At 50.8% G+C, this 18,752-nt stretch carries 17 protein-coding genes; 10 read left to right on the forward strand and 7 right to left on the reverse strand.

Annotated features, from left to right (window positions below; genetic code table 11):
* Positions 1-25: 25 nt before the first annotated feature.
* Both NG665_RS00370 and NG665_RS00375 read left to right on the forward strand, forming a co-directional pair.
* On the forward strand, positions 26-1,519 hold the full coding sequence (locus NG665_RS00370) for a SpaH/EbpB family LPXTG-anchored major pilin (protein WP_252673356.1): 1,494 nt from the start codon (positions 26-28) through the stop codon (positions 1,517-1,519).
* Between the two features lie 110 nt (positions 1,520-1,629).
* Positions 1,630-2,535 (forward strand): class C sortase, encoded by a 906-nt coding sequence (locus NG665_RS00375; RefSeq protein WP_252673357.1) that lies wholly within the window; start codon positions 1,630-1,632, stop codon positions 2,533-2,535.
* 42 nt (positions 2,536-2,577) lie between these two features.
* Here the strand turns inward: NG665_RS00375 and NG665_RS00380 are convergent, their stop codons facing one another.
* Together NG665_RS00380 and NG665_RS00385 are read right to left on the reverse strand one after the other, a co-directional pair.
* On the reverse strand, positions 2,578-3,411 hold the full coding sequence (locus NG665_RS00380; RefSeq protein ID WP_252673358.1) for a trimeric intracellular cation channel family protein: 834 nt from the start codon (positions 3,409-3,411) through the stop codon (positions 2,578-2,580).
* Between the two features lie 8 nt (positions 3,412-3,419).
* Complete coding sequence (locus NG665_RS00385; protein ID WP_252673359.1) at positions 3,420-4,358, reverse strand: macro domain-containing protein; 939 nt, start codon at positions 4,356-4,358, stop codon at positions 3,420-3,422.
* Positions 4,359-4,429: 71 nt separating this feature from the next.
* Between NG665_RS00385 and NG665_RS00390 the strand changes: the two genes are divergently transcribed.
* Together NG665_RS00390 and NG665_RS00395 are read left to right on the forward strand one after the other, a co-directional pair.
* Positions 4,430-5,047, forward strand: coding sequence for a ribonuclease H family protein (locus NG665_RS00390; RefSeq protein WP_252673360.1), 618 nt, complete (start codon positions 4,430-4,432; stop codon positions 5,045-5,047).
* 118 nt (positions 5,048-5,165) lie between these two features.
* Positions 5,166-7,343: a S9 family peptidase gene (locus tag NG665_RS00395; protein ID WP_252673361.1), complete on the forward strand. Its 2,178-nt coding sequence runs from the start codon at positions 5,166-5,168 to the stop codon at positions 7,341-7,343.
* A 171-nt stretch (positions 7,344-7,514) separates the two neighbouring features.
* On the opposite strand, the gene mtnN is transcribed toward NG665_RS00395, so the two are convergent.
* Both mtnN and NG665_RS00405 read right to left on the reverse strand, forming a co-directional pair.
* Complete coding sequence (gene mtnN / locus NG665_RS00400) at positions 7,515-8,852, reverse strand: 5'-methylthioadenosine/S-adenosylhomocysteine nucleosidase (RefSeq protein WP_252673362.1); 1,338 nt, start codon at positions 8,850-8,852, stop codon at positions 7,515-7,517.
* Positions 8,849-9,310 carry an S-ribosylhomocysteine lyase gene (locus NG665_RS00405; RefSeq protein WP_252673363.1) on the reverse strand — a complete coding sequence of 154 codons (462 nt, stop codon included), beginning with the start codon at positions 9,308-9,310 and terminating at the stop codon, positions 8,849-8,851. Before NG665_RS00405 ends, mtnN begins: the two co-directional genes overlap by 4 nt.
* A gap of 439 nt (positions 9,311-9,749) precedes the next feature.
* Between NG665_RS00405 and nrdH the strand changes: the two genes are divergently transcribed.
* From nrdH to nrdE, 3 genes are read left to right on the forward strand one after another with little or no spacing between them, the layout of a single operon-like run.
* A complete protein-coding gene (gene nrdH, locus NG665_RS00410) occupies positions 9,750-10,001 on the forward strand; it encodes a glutaredoxin-like protein NrdH (RefSeq protein WP_252673364.1) in 252 nt (83 codons plus the stop codon).
* Between the two features lie 20 nt (positions 10,002-10,021).
* On the forward strand, positions 10,022-10,423 hold the full coding sequence (gene nrdI / locus NG665_RS00415) for a class Ib ribonucleoside-diphosphate reductase assembly flavoprotein NrdI (protein WP_252673365.1): 402 nt from the start codon (positions 10,022-10,024) through the stop codon (positions 10,421-10,423).
* Positions 10,405-12,555 carry a class 1b ribonucleoside-diphosphate reductase subunit alpha gene (gene nrdE / locus NG665_RS00420; protein WP_252673366.1) on the forward strand — a complete coding sequence of 717 codons (2,151 nt, stop codon included), beginning with the start codon at positions 10,405-10,407 and terminating at the stop codon, positions 12,553-12,555. The genes nrdI and nrdE overlap by 19 nt, the downstream gene beginning before the upstream one ends.
* A gap of 34 nt (positions 12,556-12,589) precedes the next feature.
* Here the strand turns inward: nrdE and NG665_RS00425 are convergent, their stop codons facing one another.
* Positions 12,590-13,780, reverse strand: a complete 1,191-nt coding sequence (locus NG665_RS00425; protein ID WP_252673367.1) for a DUF418 domain-containing protein — start codon at positions 13,778-13,780, stop codon at positions 12,590-12,592.
* Between the two features lie 87 nt (positions 13,781-13,867).
* On the opposite strand from NG665_RS00425, the gene nrdF reads away from it, so the two are divergent.
* A complete protein-coding gene (gene nrdF, locus NG665_RS00430; protein ID WP_252673368.1) occupies positions 13,868-14,842 on the forward strand; it encodes a class 1b ribonucleoside-diphosphate reductase subunit beta in 975 nt (324 codons plus the stop codon).
* Between the two features lie 163 nt (positions 14,843-15,005).
* A complete protein-coding gene (locus tag NG665_RS00435; protein ID WP_252673369.1) occupies positions 15,006-15,587 on the forward strand; it encodes a low molecular weight protein-tyrosine-phosphatase in 582 nt (193 codons plus the stop codon).
* A 109-nt stretch (positions 15,588-15,696) separates the two neighbouring features.
* Here NG665_RS00435 and NG665_RS00440 read toward each other — a convergent pair whose 3' ends face one another.
* Both NG665_RS00440 and NG665_RS00445 read right to left on the reverse strand, forming a co-directional pair.
* A complete protein-coding gene (locus NG665_RS00440) occupies positions 15,697-16,146 on the reverse strand; it encodes a SprT-like domain-containing protein (protein ID WP_252673370.1) in 450 nt (149 codons plus the stop codon).
* Between the two features lie 183 nt (positions 16,147-16,329).
* On the reverse strand, positions 16,330-17,733 hold the full coding sequence (locus NG665_RS00445; protein ID WP_252673371.1) for an ATP-binding protein: 1,404 nt from the start codon (positions 17,731-17,733) through the stop codon (positions 16,330-16,332).
* A 240-nt stretch (positions 17,734-17,973) separates the two neighbouring features.
* On the opposite strand from NG665_RS00445, the gene NG665_RS00450 reads away from it, so the two are divergent.
* Positions 17,974-18,657 (forward strand): hypothetical protein, encoded by a 684-nt coding sequence (locus tag NG665_RS00450; RefSeq protein WP_252673372.1) that lies wholly within the window; start codon positions 17,974-17,976, stop codon positions 18,655-18,657.
* Positions 18,658-18,752 lie beyond the last annotated feature (95 nt).

Below are 18,752 nucleotides of genomic sequence, written 5' to 3' on the forward strand. Positions count from 1 at the left end.
ACACCGAATTTATTTAGGAGTTCATGTGAAGAAAAATAACGGAGTGAAGCGCCGGGGAGCAATCGTATCCCTCGCTTTAGCACTCGTCGCACCGTTCGCATTGATTGGAGGAGCAGCTAACGCAGCTCCCGATCCTGGCGCAAATAATCCGGCAGCATTAGGCAATATTGATGATGCTCAGCCTCGAAGCTTGACCATCCACAAGTATGAAGCACCAGTATGGGATGCAGCTACCTATCCAAAAGATGGTACTGAACTTGCAGCACCAGCTGGCGCTAAGCCACTTGCTGACGTAACCTTCTCAGTAAAGAAGATTAACAATGTTGATCTCACCACCAATGAAGGTTGGGCCAAGCTCAAGACACTCACACCAGCTAACGCTGACGTGGCTGGAGTTACCGCTACAACAATGAAAACAGTTGCTGACGGTACCGCAAAGTTTACAGGTCTCGAAGTTGGCGCATACCTCGTTGAAGAAACCGAAGCACCTGCTAATGTCACCAAGAAGGTTGCTCCATTCATCGTAACCGTTCCATTCCCGGCAACGACTGACAACTTCGCCAAGTCTGCAAAGGGCTGGATCTACGACGTTCACGTTTACCCGAAGAATGAAATCACGAACAAGCCTTCGAAGATTGTTTCGTCAACAACTCCAACCACCAATGTCGGTTCCGATATTAAGTGGGAACTCACCGTTCCAGTTCCTCAGATCACCAAGGACTTCACCAAGTTCGAAGTTACTGATCAACTCGACGCAGCAGTTAAGCACTCAGCTACTAACCAGCCAGTAATTACCATTGATGGCACGGTTCTTCCTGCTGCTAAGTACGATGTTACCGGCGGCGCCCAAGGTCAAGTTCTGACTTTCAACTTTGCAAAAGCATTGGCTGATTTGAACGCTGCTAAGGGTAAGAACATCGTTATCACCTTCTACACCACCGTTGAGAGCGCTCCTACAGATAACATTGTTCCTAACAACTTGTTCCAGTTGACCTACAATGATGGCGACGGTCCAGACACGGTTACTCCTCCGCCACTTGATGACGAGAAGCCAAAGGCATACTTCGGTTCTTTCAAGATCAAGAAGACCTCTTCCATTGGTGATAAGCTCCCACTTAAGGATGCTCAGTTCGCAGTATACGCCACCGAAGCAGACGCCAACGCTGGTCAAAACGCTATTGAAACTGCAACTTCTGACAAGTCCGGTATCGTTAACTTCTCAAGCTTGTACCGTGGCTCGGCTGCTAACGCAACCAAGGAATACTGGGTGAAAGAAACCCAGGCACCTGCTGGTTACAAGTTGTCTACTACAGTGACCAAGATTACTGTCACGGCTACTTCCGGTAAGAACGATCCTGATACCACGATCGAGAACATTCCATACCAGCCAGGCGATGTTCCAGAACTACCATTGACTGGTGCTGCTGGCAAGGTTCTCTTGATCTTCGCCGGTCTCGCAATCTTGTCCATCTCGGTAGGTACCGCATTTGTTACCCGCCGTCGTAAGGCAAACATCTGAAAAAAGTAGCCATTAGCTATTAATGGTTCCTTTACTATCAAGCCTCCAAGATGTGCATATGTACTTCTTGGAGGCTTGATACGTCAAGCATATTTCAAAGGACATAAACCATGCGTCGTGTTTACCTCGGCAGAATCATCTCCAGTATTCTCGCAATTATCGGATTTGCGGTACTTCTCTATCCCACTGCGGCGTCATGGACTAACCAGTATTATCAGTCGAAACTCATCGGCCTCGTCCATGAACAAGTCAAACACGTAGAACCAGCAGCGCACGAACAAATCGCACAAGCACGCCGCTACAACGACGCATTAACATCAGGTGCCCGATTGGCACCCAATACCAATATTCCACTCGGTGATATCAAACAAACCGAATCCTCCCTCGGGCTCGCAGACTACTTCGATATCTTAAACATCCAAAATTCCGGCATCATGGGACGAATACTTGTTCCCTCTGCCGACGTCGATATTCCAATCTACCACGGAACCGATGAAAGTACCCTACTTAAAGGTGCCGGTCACCTCCAAGGCACATCCTTCCCCGTAGGTGGCGTAGGAACCCGCTCAGTGATTACAGCACACCGCGGACTCGCCTCCGCAACAATGTTCACCAATCTTGATCGAGTTGAGCTAGGTGACGAATTCACCCTCAACATCTTCGACGAAGTTCTCGTCTACCGCGTTATAGACGTCAAAGTCGTTGCCCCAGAAGATAGCGAACAAATCAAAGCAGACCCCGATCGCGACCTCGCAACTCTTGTGACCTGTACGCCACTCGGAATTAACTCCCATCGTATCCTCGTTACCGGCGAACGCATCACACCAACCCCAATCGAGAACATCGAAGAAGCCTCCCAAGACTCTTCCCTGCCACGATTCCCGTGGTTCGCAGTCTTTTACACAATCTTCTTCATCGTCGCACTAGCCATCATCATTCACTCGATCTATAAACTTCGCAAACTAAAAGCAGCCAATCGCGAAGAAACAATCGACTCTAGCGAACCAGTAGCGTAACCTCTTCCTAGCAACCACGATTCAACCGAGAGTTAAACCGAATTAACTCTCGTCGCGTAGATTGCGCGGAATAGTTCCCGGCTCATCGGGATTCTTATGCCGAAGTTTATGGCGGAACTCGCGACCAGCCTGAGCAACACCCTTGGTGCTAGCTTCGGTAGCGATAGTTGGTTCAGTTGAAGTTTGCTGAGCAATAGAATCATCGAGCATGTGGCGCGGCCGAATACGTAACCGCCGTAACCGTTCGGAATAGCGGCGCAGATCGTAGGCGGTTCGCGGTAACTGCCAATTAAACCGGCGAGCCATCATCCCGAACACGGCGCACATGAGGATCGCCGATCCCATGCCTATCTGATACATGCCGTTGTATTGGAAGATCACCATTTGAGTTGCTGCGAGAACAGAAAAAGTGGCATAGAGCGGGCTGCCGCCGAAAATTGCGGGAATACGGTTCACCATCACGTCGCGCAAAACCCCGCCCATGGTTGCGGTGATAACTCCAAGGAAAATAGAGGGCACCCAGTCCAGACCGGCACTCAAACCCTTCGACGCCCCGGTTGCCGACCAGCATCCCAGAGCAAGGACGTCTGCCAGCGAGAGCATCCGCCGAGACCATTTCCCCTCGAACGGAAACAGGTAAGACAAAATCGAGGCGGCAAAAGCACCACCCAGATACCACGGGTCAGTCAGTGCAACCGGGAAACCCACCCCGAGCATGACATCGCGGGTGATTCCGCCGCCCAGAGCCGTCCCCGTACCTAAGACGAGAAACCCAATGAGGTCGTATCCAAGGATTCGAGCCAACGCCGAGCCGATCAGGGCGTTAGCGATAACTCCGATAACGTCAACGAAGCGGAACAGGGTTTCGGGATCCATGCCATGCCCTATGCGTGAACATGGCTTGGGGTGCGGTTTTCGCTTTCAACCCAATGCTCAAGTTGTTTCAAGACCTTTTCAGCATCTGCATCAGTTCGTAAAGAAAAGACGATGAGGTCTAAAGACTGATCGTGCTGGTAGGTCCAATGCTCAACCGCATCCAACGCGATCCGTGTGGCTTCCTCAAGCGGGAAACCGCCGTTGCCGGTAGATAGTCCTGGGAATGCGATCGAACGAATATCACCCTTAACCCGGGCAAGCTCCATACAATTCCAGTACGCCTTAAATAATGTGGCGCGATCTTTTTGCGTCACCTTGCCATTCTTCAACTCCGGGCCGGTTGTGTGGATAACGTACTTAGCAGGCAAGCGGTATCCGCGAGTGATGATCGCATCAGCTGGCTCCAGCCCCTTATCTCCGTTGAGCCGGCGAACAGTGTTGGTATCGTTACGCATCCACGGACCAGCTTGTTCATGTAGCGTTGAATCCAGGCAGTCATGCAGCGGAATCGGGCATCCGTTGAGATCAGGAACCGCAGCATTAACGATCGCATCCACAACCAGTTGGCGCATATCACCCCGATACAACACAGTATGTGGTGCAGGCCCATAATCGCAATCCGGGATCATATCTGATACGCGGCGCAAATTAGCAGCCTCAACCCGACCATGATGGCCAACTTGCCGATAGAGCAAAGTGTTGATAGCTCGTGAGGAAATAGGATCAAGAGGTGTTGGTTCACGAACCGCAAGTTCGGCTTGCAACCACCGCAACAACCCCTCATCCGTTGATAGGTGTGCCAGCGAGGACGTGCCGGTATAGTGCTTTTCGTTAATGCCGCCAAGTGCGGTCATGAGTAAATCGTAGTCAGAACGGATATCATCTTTTGGTTCTGGAAATGGCTCATCAAGATGAATCTCGTGACGGTAATCCGATAGTTTAAGCATGGTAGACCTTTCTCGCTACATCTAAGGATACCCATGTTCATCGCGAAGGTCATGTGAGATAAGCTAGTCTCATGACTTTTTCACACCAGCCTTCGTTATTTTCTGACTTTGCCGAAATTGACGAACAACTATTGAACGACGACGAACAACAGATCTACGAATCTAACACAAAACCGAAAAGGCAAGAAGGCTTCACCCTGCCTCCCGACGCTCACGAAACGAAAATCGGCCACCCAGTAGGATCGCCGTCGTCATCCCACACGTTAGTGATCGCAACCGACGGTGCATGTTCTGGAAATCCGGGGCCAGGTGGCTGGGCGTTCGTCGATCAAACCTCGGGCTACGCAGTCTCTGGTGGTTCTGGCCAAACAACAAACAATATTATGGAGCTAACCGCAATGCTGCACGCATTGCGTTATGCCGGGCCAGATGTTGATCTCTTGTTGCGCGTCGATTCGAAATACGTCATCGATTCGATGACGAAATGGGCTGCCGGATGGCGTAACCGCGGCTGGCGCAAAGCCGATGGTAAGCCAGTGCTGAACCGAGAACTCATCGAAGAAATACTCAATCTCTATGAAGCTCGAACTGGTAGAACTGATATCGAATGGGTTCGCGGGCACAACGGAGATCCGGGCAACGATCTCGCTGATCGGCTCGCAGTAGAACAAACAGCTCTCCACAAGTAAGAAGAACAACTGCACGGCATTGGCTCGTTAAGAGTGCTACGCAGTGATAATGACGTAAACAGAAAGATGTTAGTATCCGGCAGCAAAATATGTCGGAGTATGATGTTAAGGTCACCTTATGAATACAGAACTCACGCACGCACCACGCTTGGCGAAGAAACCAATCACACGCTCCTTCCACGGCGATGATGTGGTCGATAATTACGAGTGGATCCGGCAAGATTCCGAACCAGCAGTTTTAGCCCATATTGAGGCAGAAAACGTATGGACTGAACTGCGCACAGCACACCTAGCATCGCTACGCACCCAACTGGTCAGTGAATTTGCGGGTCACACCAAGGAAGACGACGTTTCGGTGCCGGTGCGTGAAGGTGACTATTGGTATTGGAGTCGTACCTTTGAAGGGAAATCCTATCCGGCTGCCTATCGGTGTAGCGCACTAGGCACTGGTAGCGATGCGGCCGATATTCCCGATGTCTATGCGGGTGAGGCGGAGCTTTTATATGATGCTAACGTTTTAGCTGCCGGCAAAGACTTTTTCAGCATCGGAATCTCTTCAGTATCTCCAGATGGTAAACTCCTGGCACTTGGAATAGATAACGCAGGTGATGAATTATTCGATGTGCGAATTTCTCAGATCGATGCCGATGAAACAATCGATGAGACGCTGATAGGAATTGGATACGGATTCGTATGGTCCCCAGATGCTACTCGCGTCTACTACGTCCGCAACGATGATGCGTGGCGTTCTTACCAAGTCTGGATGCACCATGTGGGCCAAAGCGCCGCAGAAGATGTCTTACTTTTTGAAGAAAACGATGAGCTGTTTTGGGTAGGCATCGATGTTTCTCGAGATGGTAGCTGGCTCGTAGTCCAATCCGAATCCAAGCTCACCGCAGAAGTGCGGCTGTTTGCAACCGACGATCCGCACCGCAACTTTATCGTATCCCCACGCCGTGCCGGGCTCCACTACACGGTTGAGCCGGCTGGCGATTGCCTACTGATTATTCACAATCGAGAGAACGAAGATTTTGATTTAGCTCTTGCACCTGTTGGTTCTAGCCAGCCCGAAACGTGGCACATGCTCTACAGTGCACAGCCAGGGCAGCGATTAACTGAGGTTGTAGCGTTTAAAGATTTCGCAGTGCTGCTTATGCGTGAGGGCGGGGCGATGCAGATGCGAGCCTTTACTCGAATTGAATCGGCGCAAAGTGAAAGCGATAAATCAGCTAGTGTTACTGGCACCGAACAAGATAATAAGAGTGGGGGCGCCGTACCAGAAAACTGGGCGAACAGCGTCGTCATCCCAACAGAAGAACTAGCAACCTTAAACTTTTACGGCAACGAAGTCTGGGATGCACGCGAGGTTGGCTTTGTTATTGAATCTGTGCTCACTCCGGATACCTTCCAGCGATGGAGTGTGGATACCGGTGAAGTAATAACAGTTAAACGAACCGAAGTTCCCAACTATGATGCCACCCAATTCACCCAATATCGCCACTGGGTAACAGCCCAAGATGGGGTGCGTATTCCGATGACGATTGTCCACCGTGCCGATCTGAACAAAGACGGAACCAACCCAGGCATTATCTACGGATACGGCTCATACGAAATTTCTAACGATCCCTGGTTTAGTCCCACGATTCTTTCTGCATTAGAGCGCGGTGTAGTTTACGCAATCGCACATATTCGTGGTGGCGGTGAAATGGGTAGAGCATGGTATGACAACGGCAAGATGCTCACCAAACGCAATACGTTTACTGATTTTGTGGCCTGCGCGCGCTGGATGGCTGAGAGTGGGCTAGTAGATCGTCAGCGGTTGGCTGCCGAAGGCGGATCTGCAGGTGGGCTATTGATGGGTGCAGTGACCAACCTAGCTCCAGATGCCTTCCGGGTGGTTCATGCTATTGTTCCATTCGTCGATGCGCTCAACACCATCTTGAAACCAGAACTCCCATTGACTGTTGGCGAATGGGAAGAATGGGGTAACCCTATCGAGAGCGCAGAAGTCTACCAGTATATGAAGTCCTATACTCCATACGAAAATATCGCTCCCGTCCAGTACCCAGCGATTTTGGCCTCCACCTCACTCAACGATGTGCGCGTAAGCTACATTGAGCCAACGAAGTGGATCCAAGCTCTGCGCGATACGGTTACCAATGATGAGATAGAGCGTCCGATCTTACAACACACCGAAATGGTTGCTGGCCACGGTGGTGGTTCTGGCCGCTACAAGAAATGGGAAGAACGCGCTGCCCAGCTCGCATTTATTTTCGACAATATCGGTGTGCGCTAACGTGCAGTAACGTGCGCTACTATGCATGCGCTAAGTGGCTAGTGTTGAGCCGGTGCACGGCGTGCAATAAGGTGCATGCGCTAACTTAGTTCTCCTACCGCCTAATATGAAACGGACTTACCAGCAAATAGCTCGCAAGTCCGTTTCATGTTAAACGAAGCTGACTGAACGCTACTTAGCGGAACGAAGTGCGTTAGTCCAAGAACCAAAATGCTGGCGGATCGCAGCACCAGAAGGCACTGAACCCTTCACGGAATCTAATTTCGTGAACATAGAATAACCGGCAAAAGATGGCGGGGAATCATTCTCTTGTGCGTATTGCAGATATTGGGTTATCGCTGCCTGATAGTCACTTTCGGAGTACTTTACGCCACCGCGACTACGGCCCTGACGAGGGACGAGCCCGATGGAGGTCAAAGCCTCGTTCCAATACCCATCAAAACGTTTAATGATTGTTTGCGACGTGGGCGGCCACGTGAAGGTTTCCGTCTGAGAATCATCGGGAAGCGAAGCCAGAAACTCTGCGCGCAGGCGATCGTAGTCTTTAGCCGTCAGTGCCGAGTTGGGTTCTTGTTGCGCAAAAGCCTTCCCAGCAGCTATTTCTCCGACGAGTTTTTCAACGACGTCGGGCGCAAAACTATCGATTTCCTGGTGGACAACCGCCATGTTGGCGTCGTTAAGAATCTCAGGGTTGCCTGCGGCGAGCTCGTAGCGCCGCGCCAACATGAAATACAAGGCGCTAGTAAGCGTCGGTGGCGAAAAACGTTGCGTGGTGCAACGCGTGAGTGAAATATAGCCGCTGTTTTGAAGTGCGTGGCAGGCAACTCGCGCAGCGCGGGTGGCGACCTCGGCTAGCTCGGTGTGGAAAGAGACGCTCTGATCGTCAGGATCACCACACAGATCAGATATTCCACGGATAGAGATGAACGGAATCCCCCATGCGTGTGCCGTTTGGGCGGCCGCATGCGACTCCATGTCTGCAGATAGACCCGAAGGGAAAGCCTGGCGGGTATCGCGAACATTGCGTTCGGTGATAAACGCATCCGAGGAAAGCATCTGCCCAACACGGATCGGCACAGATTCTTCTCCTGACTCGATGAGGTTCGCTACAGCCTCAAGCATAAGAGGATCGCCAGAAAAAGTTTCGGGCTGGCCAGGAACCTGGCCGCGCACGTAGCCGAAGGCGGTGCCGTCTGCACCACCGTGAATGTAGTTGCTGCCAACAACTATTTGACCCACCCGAGAATCTCGAGCTAAACCACCGGCAGAACCGATTGACACGATAACCTTGGGTGTGAAATGCGCCAGTGCCCAGCCAAGCGCCGCAGAACAAGCGCTCATGCCTATGCCGGTGACTAAAAGAACCATCCGCATGGAGCCTTTCGAGGCTTGATATGCGGTTCCTACAGGCGAATCAATAGGTTTAGGATGGCACGATTCGATGAGATCGAGAAATGGGGCCATTTCTTCCTTCATCGCCGCGATAATGAGGGCATCGATATTCTTCATCTCGCAACGTTCTCCCACGACGCACGCTGCTCAAGCATCGCGCTAACAGCTTGCTGGGCGGCACTCAAACTATGATTGGCTCCCCAGCCGCATTGGATCTCGTTCGCGGCCGGAACGCTGCTGGCATTGAGGATATCGCGGAACGTCAGTTCGATGAGGTCAAGAGTTGCGCCCAGATCAGGTTCGTGGGCGCGGATAAGATAGAACCCGGTTTGGCAACCCATCGGAGAGAAGTCGACGACGTCGTCGGCATGGTTGCGTACATACTCAGCAAAAGAATGCTCGATGGAGTGTATTGCAGGCATCTGCAGGTGTGCCTGGTTAGGTTGGGTGAATCGCACATCGTACTTAGTTAAGGTATCGCCGTGCGGCAGATGCTTAACATCGGCAATCCGCACGTAGGGCGCGTCAACAAAACGATGGTCCAGATTGAACGACTCGACGTTCATTTTAGGCATTAACTCTTCCTCCGACTCATAAGTTTATTTTTCTATTGTTTCACATGATTGCGACGATGGGCAGGCCGAACGGCTCGCTTTCCTTATTTATCTCGCCATGTCCGAAACCTACAACTCATCCACGAAGCGCAATGCTCATCCATGGAACATAGCGCGATCTGAGTTTTCCTCGATGGCTACCTCCTTCAGTGTGATGCCCTGCTCGTGAGGTCTGTGACGCACTGCTCGTGATGGCCAGAGTCAAGAGGTTTGTCAAGTGCTGTGAATAGCGCGGGGGAGAAAATTTTCGCGATGTTGGCGGAATTTCAACCCTTAGAAAGCGGGAGAGGGAATTGTCTCAAATTATTTTGAGACACGGTATCTAGTGGTGGAGAATTTTTTCATCACTAGGTGTAGTGTTATCTTCCGAACCGGTAAAACTGATGAGCAAGGAGAAAAAATGTCCATCATTCTCTACACCAAGCCTGCGTGTGTCCAATGTACAGCCACCAAGCGCGCACTGTTAAAGCATGGACTTTCATTCTCCGAAGTCGATCTCACCCAAGATCCCCAAGCCCTCGAAACAGTCAAAGCTCTCGGCTACCAGCAAGCCCCGGTCGTGTTCGCAGACGGTGATCACTGGTCCGGCTACCGCCCCGATCTGATTAAGCGCCTTGCCGGCGCTGCAGCTCCGGTAGCTATGCGCGCCTAAAACACCACGCGGGACACCCCATGGTCTACCTTGTCTATTTTTCCTCAGCAACGGAAAACACGAAAAGGTTTATCGAAAAGCTCGGATTCAGAGCAGATCGGATCCCGCTCTTGCCGAGCCAAGAACCACTCTTAGTCACCGAAGATTACGTTCTGATAGTTCCAACCTACGGCGGAGGTAACGAGCGTGGCGCAGTGCCCAAACAAGTGATCAAGTTCTTAAACAACGAACAAAACAGATCACACATCCGCGGAGTGGTTTCTGGCGGAAACACCAATTTCGGGGAAGCATACGGACTAGCCGGAGATATTATTTCCGCCAAGCTCCACGTGCCCCACATGTATAGATTTGAATTATTAGGCACGCCCAGCGATGTGCACAAACTGCGTGAAGGACTAACACAATGGTGGAACGACTTATGACCGATACCGGTGAAGAACTCATCGGCGAAAACCTCGATTATCACGCGTTGAACGCCCAGCTCAACCTCTACGATGCTGAAGGCAACATCCAGTTCGACGCCGATCGTCAAGCCACTCGGCAATACTTCCTTCAGCACGTTAACCGCAACACGGTGTTCTTCCATTCCCTAGAGGAAAAACTCGATTACCTTATCGAGGAAGGATACTATGAGGCAGAAATTTTCGAGCCCTACGATCCGCAGTTCGTCAAGGATCTCTACAAGCGCGCCTATGCCTACAAATTCCGCTTCCCAACCTTCCTCGGCGCGTTCAAATACTACACGTCATATACGTTAAAGACCTTCGATGGTACCCGATACTTAGAACGATTCGAAGATCGCGTCGTTATGGTAGCACTCACGTTGGCGAGTGGCGATAAAGAACTAGCGCAACACATTGTTGATGAGATCATCTCAGGACGCTTCCAGCCAGCAACCCCGACCTTCCTCAACGCAGGTAAGAAAGCACGCGGCGAACTCGTCTCCTGCTTCTTACTCCGCATCGAAGACAACATGGAATCTATTTCCCGTGGCATCAACTCCGCCCTGCAGTTATCTAAACGTGGCGGTGGAGTTGCGTTGAACCTATCGAACTTGCGTGAACTCGGTGCTCCGATCAAACGTATCGAAAACCAGTCTTCTGGAGTGAACCCAGTAATGAAACTCCTCGAAGATGCCTTCTCGTATGCTAACCAGCTCGGTGCGCGCCAAGGAGCAGGCGCGGTCTATTTGCACGCCCACCATCCAGACATCATGCGTTTCCTTGATACCAAACGCGAAAACGCTGACGAAAAGATCCGAATCAAAACGCTCTCCCTCGGCGTCGTCATCCCCGATATTACGTTCGAACTCGCCAAACAAAACGCAGACATGTACCTGTTTTCGCCCTACGACGTCGAACGTGTTTACGGTGTGCCGTTCACCGAAATCTCAGTGACCGAAAAATATGAAGAGATGGTTAACGACAAGCGGATCCGCAAGTCGAAGATCAACGCCCGGCACTTCTTCCAAACCCTCGCCGAGATCCAGTTCGAATCCGGCTACCCGTACATTGTCTACGAAGACACCGTTAATAAGGCCAATCCGATCGACGGCCGTATCTCAATGTCTAACCTGTGTTCCGAAATCCTCCAAGTCTCCGAGGCCTCAACACTGAATGCGGATCTATCCTATGCACATGTGGGTAAGGATATTTCCTGCAATCTTGGCTCGTTGAATATCGCGAAAACAATGGATTCACCAGATTTTGGCCGCTCGGTTGAAACCGCGATCCGTGCCTTGACCGCAGTATCAGATCGAACCAGCATCGCTTCGGTTCCCTCCATCGAGCGCGGCAACGATATGTCACACGCAATCGGTCTCGGCCAGATGAACCTCCACGGATACCTCGGCCGGGAAAAGATTTTCTATGGCTCAGATATTGCGCTCGATTTCACCAACATGTATTTCTATACGGTGGCCTATCACGCCATCCGCTCCTCGATGAAGATCGCCCGCGAACGTGGGCAGAAGTTTGAAGGCTTCGAACGATCAGCATACGCAGATGGCTCATATTTCACGAAGTATATTGAACGCGAATGGGCACCTAAAACTGAGCGAGTGCGCGAACTCTTTGCCGATATTCACATCCCCACGATTGCCGATTGGGAACAATTGCGCGACGACGTCGCCCAATATGGAATGTATAACCAGAACCTGCAAGCCGTACCACCAACCGGGTCTATTTCGTATATCAACCATTCGACGTCGTCGATCCACCCGATCGTATCTAAGATCGAGATTCGTAAAGAAGGTAAAATCGGTCGCGTGTACTACCCGGCAGCCTACCTTTCCAACGACAACCTTGAATATTATCAAGACGCATACGAAATTGGCCCGCAAGCAATTATTGATACCTATGCCGAAGCGACCCAACATGTTGATCAAGGGCTATCGCTAACACTGTTCTATCCCGATACTGTTACTACTCGAGACGTGAACAAGTCCTACATCTACGCTTGGCGAAAAGGTATAAAATCGCTGTACTACATGCGGATTCGTCAAGCTGCCCTAGAAGGAACAGAGGTTGAGGGCTGTGTTTCGTGTATGCTCTAGCGAATAGAAGCAACGAACCGACATACTCATCTTTTTAAGACTCGGCGCCGGTGGGTTGTTGTTCAGTTCTACTGAACAACAACCCACCTTGCCATGCGAGCCATTCCAACGGCCCGCGGCGGAAAAACACTTTCCATACCGAAGCTACTACCAGTGAGACCACAACTACTGTTACACCCGGACCAAGTTCAGGCGAGCCTACCCAATCAGGGAAGAAATACAGTGCGACGATATGCCCACAGTAAGCGGTGAGCGGCATAGAGCCCAGGGCAGCTAACGGGTAGAGAACATGGCGCGCGGCTGCTCCGATCAATAAACACCCGCCCAAGATAGCTATCGCGAAACCGCCAGAACCGAGTGTTTCCAAAACAGAACCACTGTGTGCTTCGGCAGTGGCAAATTCCTCAAATGTTGGAAATATCCAGCCCAGAGTTTCAATGCTGGTATCAGCAGAAATATTTTGATTTATTGCTGTGATAAACGGATCCCAGGGGAAGTTATAGGGCCAGGTATTTTTCCCGTCAGTAGCCAGATATGCCAACCCGTAGCCGCCAATTGCCAACACGAGGCCCCCAGCAAGTAGACGCACCTGGAACATGACATTGGATATGTTGCTTCGACCAATCGCCAAACCAGCTACAACAAAAACAAAGTACTGTAATCCCGGATAAGTCCCGGAAACGAAAACGTCATAAATAATAGAATTCGGATCGCCCGGATCGAGTAAACCCAAAGCCGCAAACGCAGATTTAGTCGCGATAATCAAGAGCGGGCCAAGGAAAGCTCCAACCCCGGCCAGCCATACCAACGTGCGAACTCGCAGCTGAGTGAACGGCAAAACTAAAATAAGCCAAAATCCATAAAAACCAAGGATAAGAATAACTGGTGTACCCAACATAGACAATGCGCCGGCGAGCAGAAACAAAACAACCGCTCTGCCAACGATGCGCATGCGTGCTTCTAACATGCGTGAACCAGCATAAGGATTTTGCCGGCCAGTCATCAACGCAACCGAAACCCCAGCTAGTAACGCGAAGAGAATAGCGGAACGACCATGCGGGATTCGGGCAAACAACCCCAGCGGGGTATCGCCGTCGGCAATAAAAATCATGTGCGCCCAAAACATGCCCAAGATCGCTAGGCCGCGAGCCAAGTCAAGGCCGCCGATTCGCGAAGAAGTACGGGCAGGAACAGGGAAATCTGCTGGAGAGTGCGTCGTCGTCATAATTCACATCCTAAACGTCGGCGAAACGTATTGGAAGTAGGCACAGGGCATGAGAAGATTAGGTAATGGAAGTTTCGGGAGGAACACATGAGCGAAAAGATCAAACTCATTGATTCAGTACAAGCCATCAACTGGAATAAGATCATCGACGAAAAAGACCAAGAAGTCTGGGATCGTCTCACCGGGAATTTTTGGTTGCCTGAGAAAATACCGCTTTCGAACGATATCCAGTCATGGAATACGCTCAAACCACACGAGCAACTGATGACCACGCGCGTCTTTACCGGCCTGACCTTGTTAGACACAATCCAAGGAACTGTCGGTGCTATCTCGCTGATCCCCGATGCGGTAACGCCACACGAAGAAGCGGTTTACACCAATATTGCGTTCATGGAATCGGTCCACGCAAAATCCTACTCCTCGATTTTCTCAACCCTTATTTCATCGCAAGAAATTGAAGAAACATTCCGGTGGTCTGAAGAAAACCCTTATCTGCAAAAGAAGGCAAAGATCGTTCTCGACTATTACCGCGGAGATGATCCAGAAAAGCGCAAAGTCGCATCCACCATGCTCGAATCTTTCCTTTTCTACTCCGGTTTCTATGCTCCGATGTACTGGAGCTCACGCGCCAAGCTCACCAACACCGCAGACCTTATCCGCCTCATTATTCGCGACGAAGCCGTTCACGGATACTACATCGGATACAAGTATCAACAAGCAGTGAAGAAATCCTCGCCCGAACGCCAAGCCGAGCTCATGGACTACACCTACTGTTTGCTTGAAGATTTATACGAAAACGAAGAAGGTTACACCGAGTCGCTCTACGACGAGATGGGCTTGAGCGAAGACGTGAAAATGTTCTTGCGCTACAACGCCAATAAAGCATTGATGAACTTGGGCTATGAAGCACTCTTCCCAGCCGATCAAACAGCTGTTAATCCAGCTATTTTAGCGGCACTGTCCCCGAATGCTGACGAAAACCATGACTTCTTCTCCGGGTCTGGTTCTTCCTATGTGATCGGTACTGCCGAAGCAACAGAAGACGACGATTGGGACTTCTAGTCTAGGTTTGGGCCTGGGTCTGGGCCTGGGTCTGGCTTGGTCTGGCTGGGTCTGGCTGGGTCTGGGTCTGGCCGGGTCTGGCTGGGTCTGGGTCTGGGCCTGGGTCTGGCTGGCGCTCAACGAAATGATAGTTAACCGCTCGAAGCTGGAAGAAAGGCAAAAGATGAAGATCTTGGTGGTCTGTACCGGCAATATTTGCCGATCTCCCATGGGAGCCATCGTCTTGCAATCTCAACTCGATGAGGCCGGGATCGAGGCACATGTTACCTCCGCCGGAGTCTCTAGCGAAGAAAGCGGGCACCCTATCGATTCTCGGGCAGCGCGAGTCTTGCGCGAACGCGGCTACCGCCTACCACGCGATCACCAGGCGCACCAAGCTAGTGACGTCGAACTCGCACACGCTGATCTTATCCTCGCTATGACCACCGGGCATGCGCGCTCGTTACGCCGGATGATGCTTAGTGCTGGACTGGGCGAAGAACACATTTCTCGGATCCACTTATGGCGTGAATTTGATGGAACTGTTGCGCCGAGTCCAACCGGAGTCTTCGGCCCAGGCGGAGCGCTGGAAGGGAAAGAAAAAGTCAAAGCCGGGCGCGGCTCAGACTTTTACACCTCGAATGGCGAACTCGATGTTCTCGACCCCTGGTATGGAGACGAATCCGGCTTCTACGATACTTTGGCGATGGTAGAAACTGGCGCTCGCGGGATTGTGCAGTTCGTAGCCAATGCGCACGTGCAGTAATAGTTAGCCGGCGTAATAGTTGCTCGTCGCGATAGTTAACTGCCGCAATAGTTAGCCGGCGTAATAGTTGCTCGTCGCAATAGTTAACTGCCACAATAACAAGCAGGAGTTAGTGTTCGCGCCGTCGCCACACAAACTGGTGGTCGGCAGAAAATTCTCGTGGATGGCATCGTGTGCAACTCATTGGCCGGCTAGGACGGCGAAAACGTTCCACGCGATGCCCTGCCGGGCACACGCCCACCCAGGCGCCTGGAATATGCGGCGCATCGCGTAGTCGCACGTGCCCAGAACCACCGATCCGCACACATGTTTCGTGCCAAAGCCGATCGTGGCCATGACCAGGACCAACAAGCACATGCGCGATTTCGTGAAGAATAGTGTCGCGTACGGCGTCGTCGGTGGAGGCTTCGGTCAGCGCTCGCGACAACGTGATCTGCTGGCGGTCAAAATGCGCTGCTCCGGCACGCTGTTTCGCGCGATCAAAACCGAAGGACCACTCAGTCAGCCCATGAAACACCATGAGCTCTTGGGCCAGTGCGCGCGCCTTATCAATATCCACCCCTCTATAGTAGCGCCCCAGGAGAATGAAGTAGAGCTACTCGAAACCTACTCGAAAATTTTCGAGTAGGTTTCGAGTAGATTTTAATGTGTTGATATAGCAACGAAAAATAGAGGTTCTACTCGAAAAGTTAGTAGAAAATTTATTTTTGAGTAGGGTCTACTATATTGGGAAAGGTTTATTTTAGTACCCCTCGAGTTGCCAAAAGGCGCGAGGATCGTTAGGAGATTTTCCATTCCATGAAACAAGGCCTTGCTTCTGTAAAGATTGAAGTATTTTCCGTGCAGTTGGATTAGCAATCCCAGCAGTTGTTGCGATATCTGTTGTTCCACCAGCTCCGCCGAGTTTACGAAGGGCCATTAAAACTCGATCTGCATGTTTGGGTAGGTTTCCACTTTCAGTAGCCGAAATTTTTGCAATGAAAGGTAAAGTAAGTTTGACGTGCATAGGTGGTTGTTCGTAGACCGGATCCGTTAAACCATACGTCTGCATTTCTTGAAAAATTCGTTTAATTCCCTCGCCGAGCTCTTGTGAATAACCAAGATCAGTGCAGGTTCGGGCAATTCTAGGATTTCGAGCATAGCGAGTTGTTGAGAGAGGATTGGGGAAACGCTCAGTTGCGTACTGGAAGCTACCAGGGTTGGTAATCTCGATCCGATCATCAAAGATTTCTATTCGTATATGGTCTCCAGTGTAACTATAGGATCGATGGATCGCAGCGTTGACAATGCCTTCTACCCAGGCAGCTTTTGGCGCGAGTGGTATATACGAGAATCTATTATTCGCATTTAACGACTTGCGATGTGGGATATTAGCCTCTACCCACTCTATTGCCTGATCTATTGCTTGAGGAATGGGAAGTTCAGTCCGTTTATCAAAAATAATGTTTTGTCGATTACCGGTAAGTCGTTCTTTTCCTTGGTATCGAACGACCCGTATCTCGCTACCTGGAATCGATTCGGATGGGTTATTAGAAAACAGCAGACATGCCGCATTAGTGACTTGACCGTCGTGTGAGAGTAGGCCACGTGATTTGAGTAGATGCTCTACACCGCGAGTGGCTCCTACTTTTTTTACAAAATCATTAACAAACTTGGAGCTGAGTTCTGATAGGTTTAGCGGGCAAGGCTGAGCCTCAAAAACAACGCTTCCACGAGTGTACTCCAGTTCTTGAACTTCTGGAGGAGTTTGTTTGATACTCGAATCCCCTTTACGTACATAGACATCGCCATTAGCGGTACGGCATAGGTTTTGTCCTGGAGAAACGGTGAAAACTAGGATATGTTTTACGTTTTCTTGTTGATCGAGGACCTCGCACTCGGTAACAGTAGCAGGGAAGGGCATCTGCAAGTATTCTGCCGTTAAAGTTCGACGGAGTAGTGATGATTTTTCCGGAAAGTCCTCGACACTTTCGATATTTCCAGAATTAATTCCGACGAGTGCTACGCCGCCTTCTGCATTTGCGAATGCTACTAAAGTTTGTGCGAGTTTTTTCGGTTCAATACGAATGGATTTTCTATCAAACCACTGGTCTTCTTTTTGATTACAGATAGCGGTAGTGCGCTCTGGAAGCGCGAGTTGTAACACGGAATCTATTGTTCGCGGAGCGATGCTTTAAGTCTAGCACTACTCGAAAATTTTCGAGTAGGTTTCGAGTAGATTTTAATGTGTTGATATAGCAACGAAAAATAGAGGTTCTACTCGAAAAGTTAGTAGAAAATTTATTTTCGAGTAGATTCTCGATGACGCTGAACTAGGCGAAGCTGCGTTTGTGATTGGGTTAGTGTGCATGGAAAATGTGTCGGAGGTAGTCGTTATAATTACTGTATGTCTGGAACCGATATTATTTTGCGAATGAACCGCGCGGCGTTGCCGGCTTCGCGGCCTATTGACCATGCTCGGCGTGTGAGTGCAGCAGTGATGCTGGGGTTTTTGGTTGGCTCAGTTGTAGGAATGTTCTTGTTTATAGATCAAGTCCCGTTGGCTCGAATGGCCTATACATTATTGCCGGCCGCTGCCCTTGGTGCTATCTTGTTCGGTTGCTGGTATGTCTGGCAGCCAGAAGCTGTGCCACAACGTGCGGTCGTTGCGCGGGTTATTGGAACCAACGAGAGTGAATATGTACGTGAAGTGCGATCTGGTGGTTCGCGCGGAATACTGGTACCGGTTGTTGCACTACCAGTAGATGGTGGCAAGCCATTTAGTTCGATGGTGACGATGCGAACTCGGGGTGGGGAAGTTGTTGATCCACCTGTGGGTACGTTGCTACCACTGTTCCAAACCGATCCTGAACTCGGTGAGCTTGTTGAAGGGAAAGTCACCGAAGAACAACAAGAGCTCATTGAAAAGCTCAAGCAGCGCCCACGGCTACTGCCCAACAAAGCAGAAATACTACCGGTTCGCCGCGGTCCACTCGAACGCAATCCAACCTGGGCCGCCGTGCAGTGGTGGGCAAGTGCCGGCATAGCGGCATTTATCGCAATGCTATTCGTCGGGTCACTGCGCGGGTAGTTTCAGCGGTGCTCGCCGTTTCGCCACGGTACGCCAGACACCAAGTTAGATTCACGCGTAGCTAGTGACCACATACACTAGGCGGACAAACACTC

It is taken from the genome of Arcanobacterium pinnipediorum (genome assembly GCF_023973165.1).
Taxonomy (GTDB): domain Bacteria; phylum Actinomycetota; class Actinomycetes; order Actinomycetales; family Actinomycetaceae; genus Arcanobacterium; species Arcanobacterium pinnipediorum.

What these genes read in the sequence shown, in the direction of transcription:
- NG665_RS00375 (WP_252673357.1), top strand. Translation starts at nt 1,630, where the DNA reads ATGCGTCGTGTTTACCTCGGCAGAATCATCTCCAGTATTCTCGCAATT.
- NG665_RS00380 (WP_252673358.1), bottom strand. Translation starts at nt 3,411, where the DNA reads ATGGATCCCGAAACCCTGTTCCGCTTCGTTGACGTTATCGGAGTTATC.
- NG665_RS00385 (WP_252673359.1), bottom strand. Translation starts at nt 4,358, where the DNA reads ATGCTTAAACTATCGGATTACCGTCACGAGATTCATCTTGATGAGCCA.
- NG665_RS00390 (WP_252673360.1), top strand. Translation starts at nt 4,430, where the DNA reads ATGACTTTTTCACACCAGCCTTCGTTATTTTCTGACTTTGCCGAAATT.
- NG665_RS00395 (WP_252673361.1), top strand. Translation starts at nt 5,166, where the DNA reads ATGAATACAGAACTCACGCACGCACCACGCTTGGCGAAGAAACCAATC.
- mtnN (WP_252673362.1), bottom strand. Translation starts at nt 8,852, where the DNA reads ATGAAGAATATCGATGCCCTCATTATCGCGGCGATGAAGGAAGAAATG.
- NG665_RS00405 (WP_252673363.1), bottom strand. Translation starts at nt 9,310, where the DNA reads ATGCCTAAAATGAACGTCGAGTCGTTCAATCTGGACCATCGTTTTGTT.
- nrdH (WP_252673364.1), top strand. Translation starts at nt 9,750, where the DNA reads ATGTCCATCATTCTCTACACCAAGCCTGCGTGTGTCCAATGTACAGCC.
- nrdI (WP_252673365.1), top strand. Translation starts at nt 10,022, where the DNA reads ATGGTCTACCTTGTCTATTTTTCCTCAGCAACGGAAAACACGAAAAGG.
- nrdE (WP_252673366.1), top strand. Translation starts at nt 10,405, where the DNA reads ATGGTGGAACGACTTATGACCGATACCGGTGAAGAACTCATCGGCGAA.
- NG665_RS00425 (WP_252673367.1), bottom strand. Translation starts at nt 13,780, where the DNA reads ATGACGACGACGCACTCTCCAGCAGATTTCCCTGTTCCTGCCCGTACT.
- nrdF (WP_252673368.1), top strand. Translation starts at nt 13,868, where the DNA reads ATGAGCGAAAAGATCAAACTCATTGATTCAGTACAAGCCATCAACTGG.
- NG665_RS00435 (WP_252673369.1), top strand. Translation starts at nt 15,006, where the DNA reads ATGAAGATCTTGGTGGTCTGTACCGGCAATATTTGCCGATCTCCCATG.
- NG665_RS00450 (WP_252673372.1), top strand. Translation starts at nt 17,974, where the DNA reads ATGTCTGGAACCGATATTATTTTGCGAATGAACCGCGCGGCGTTGCCG.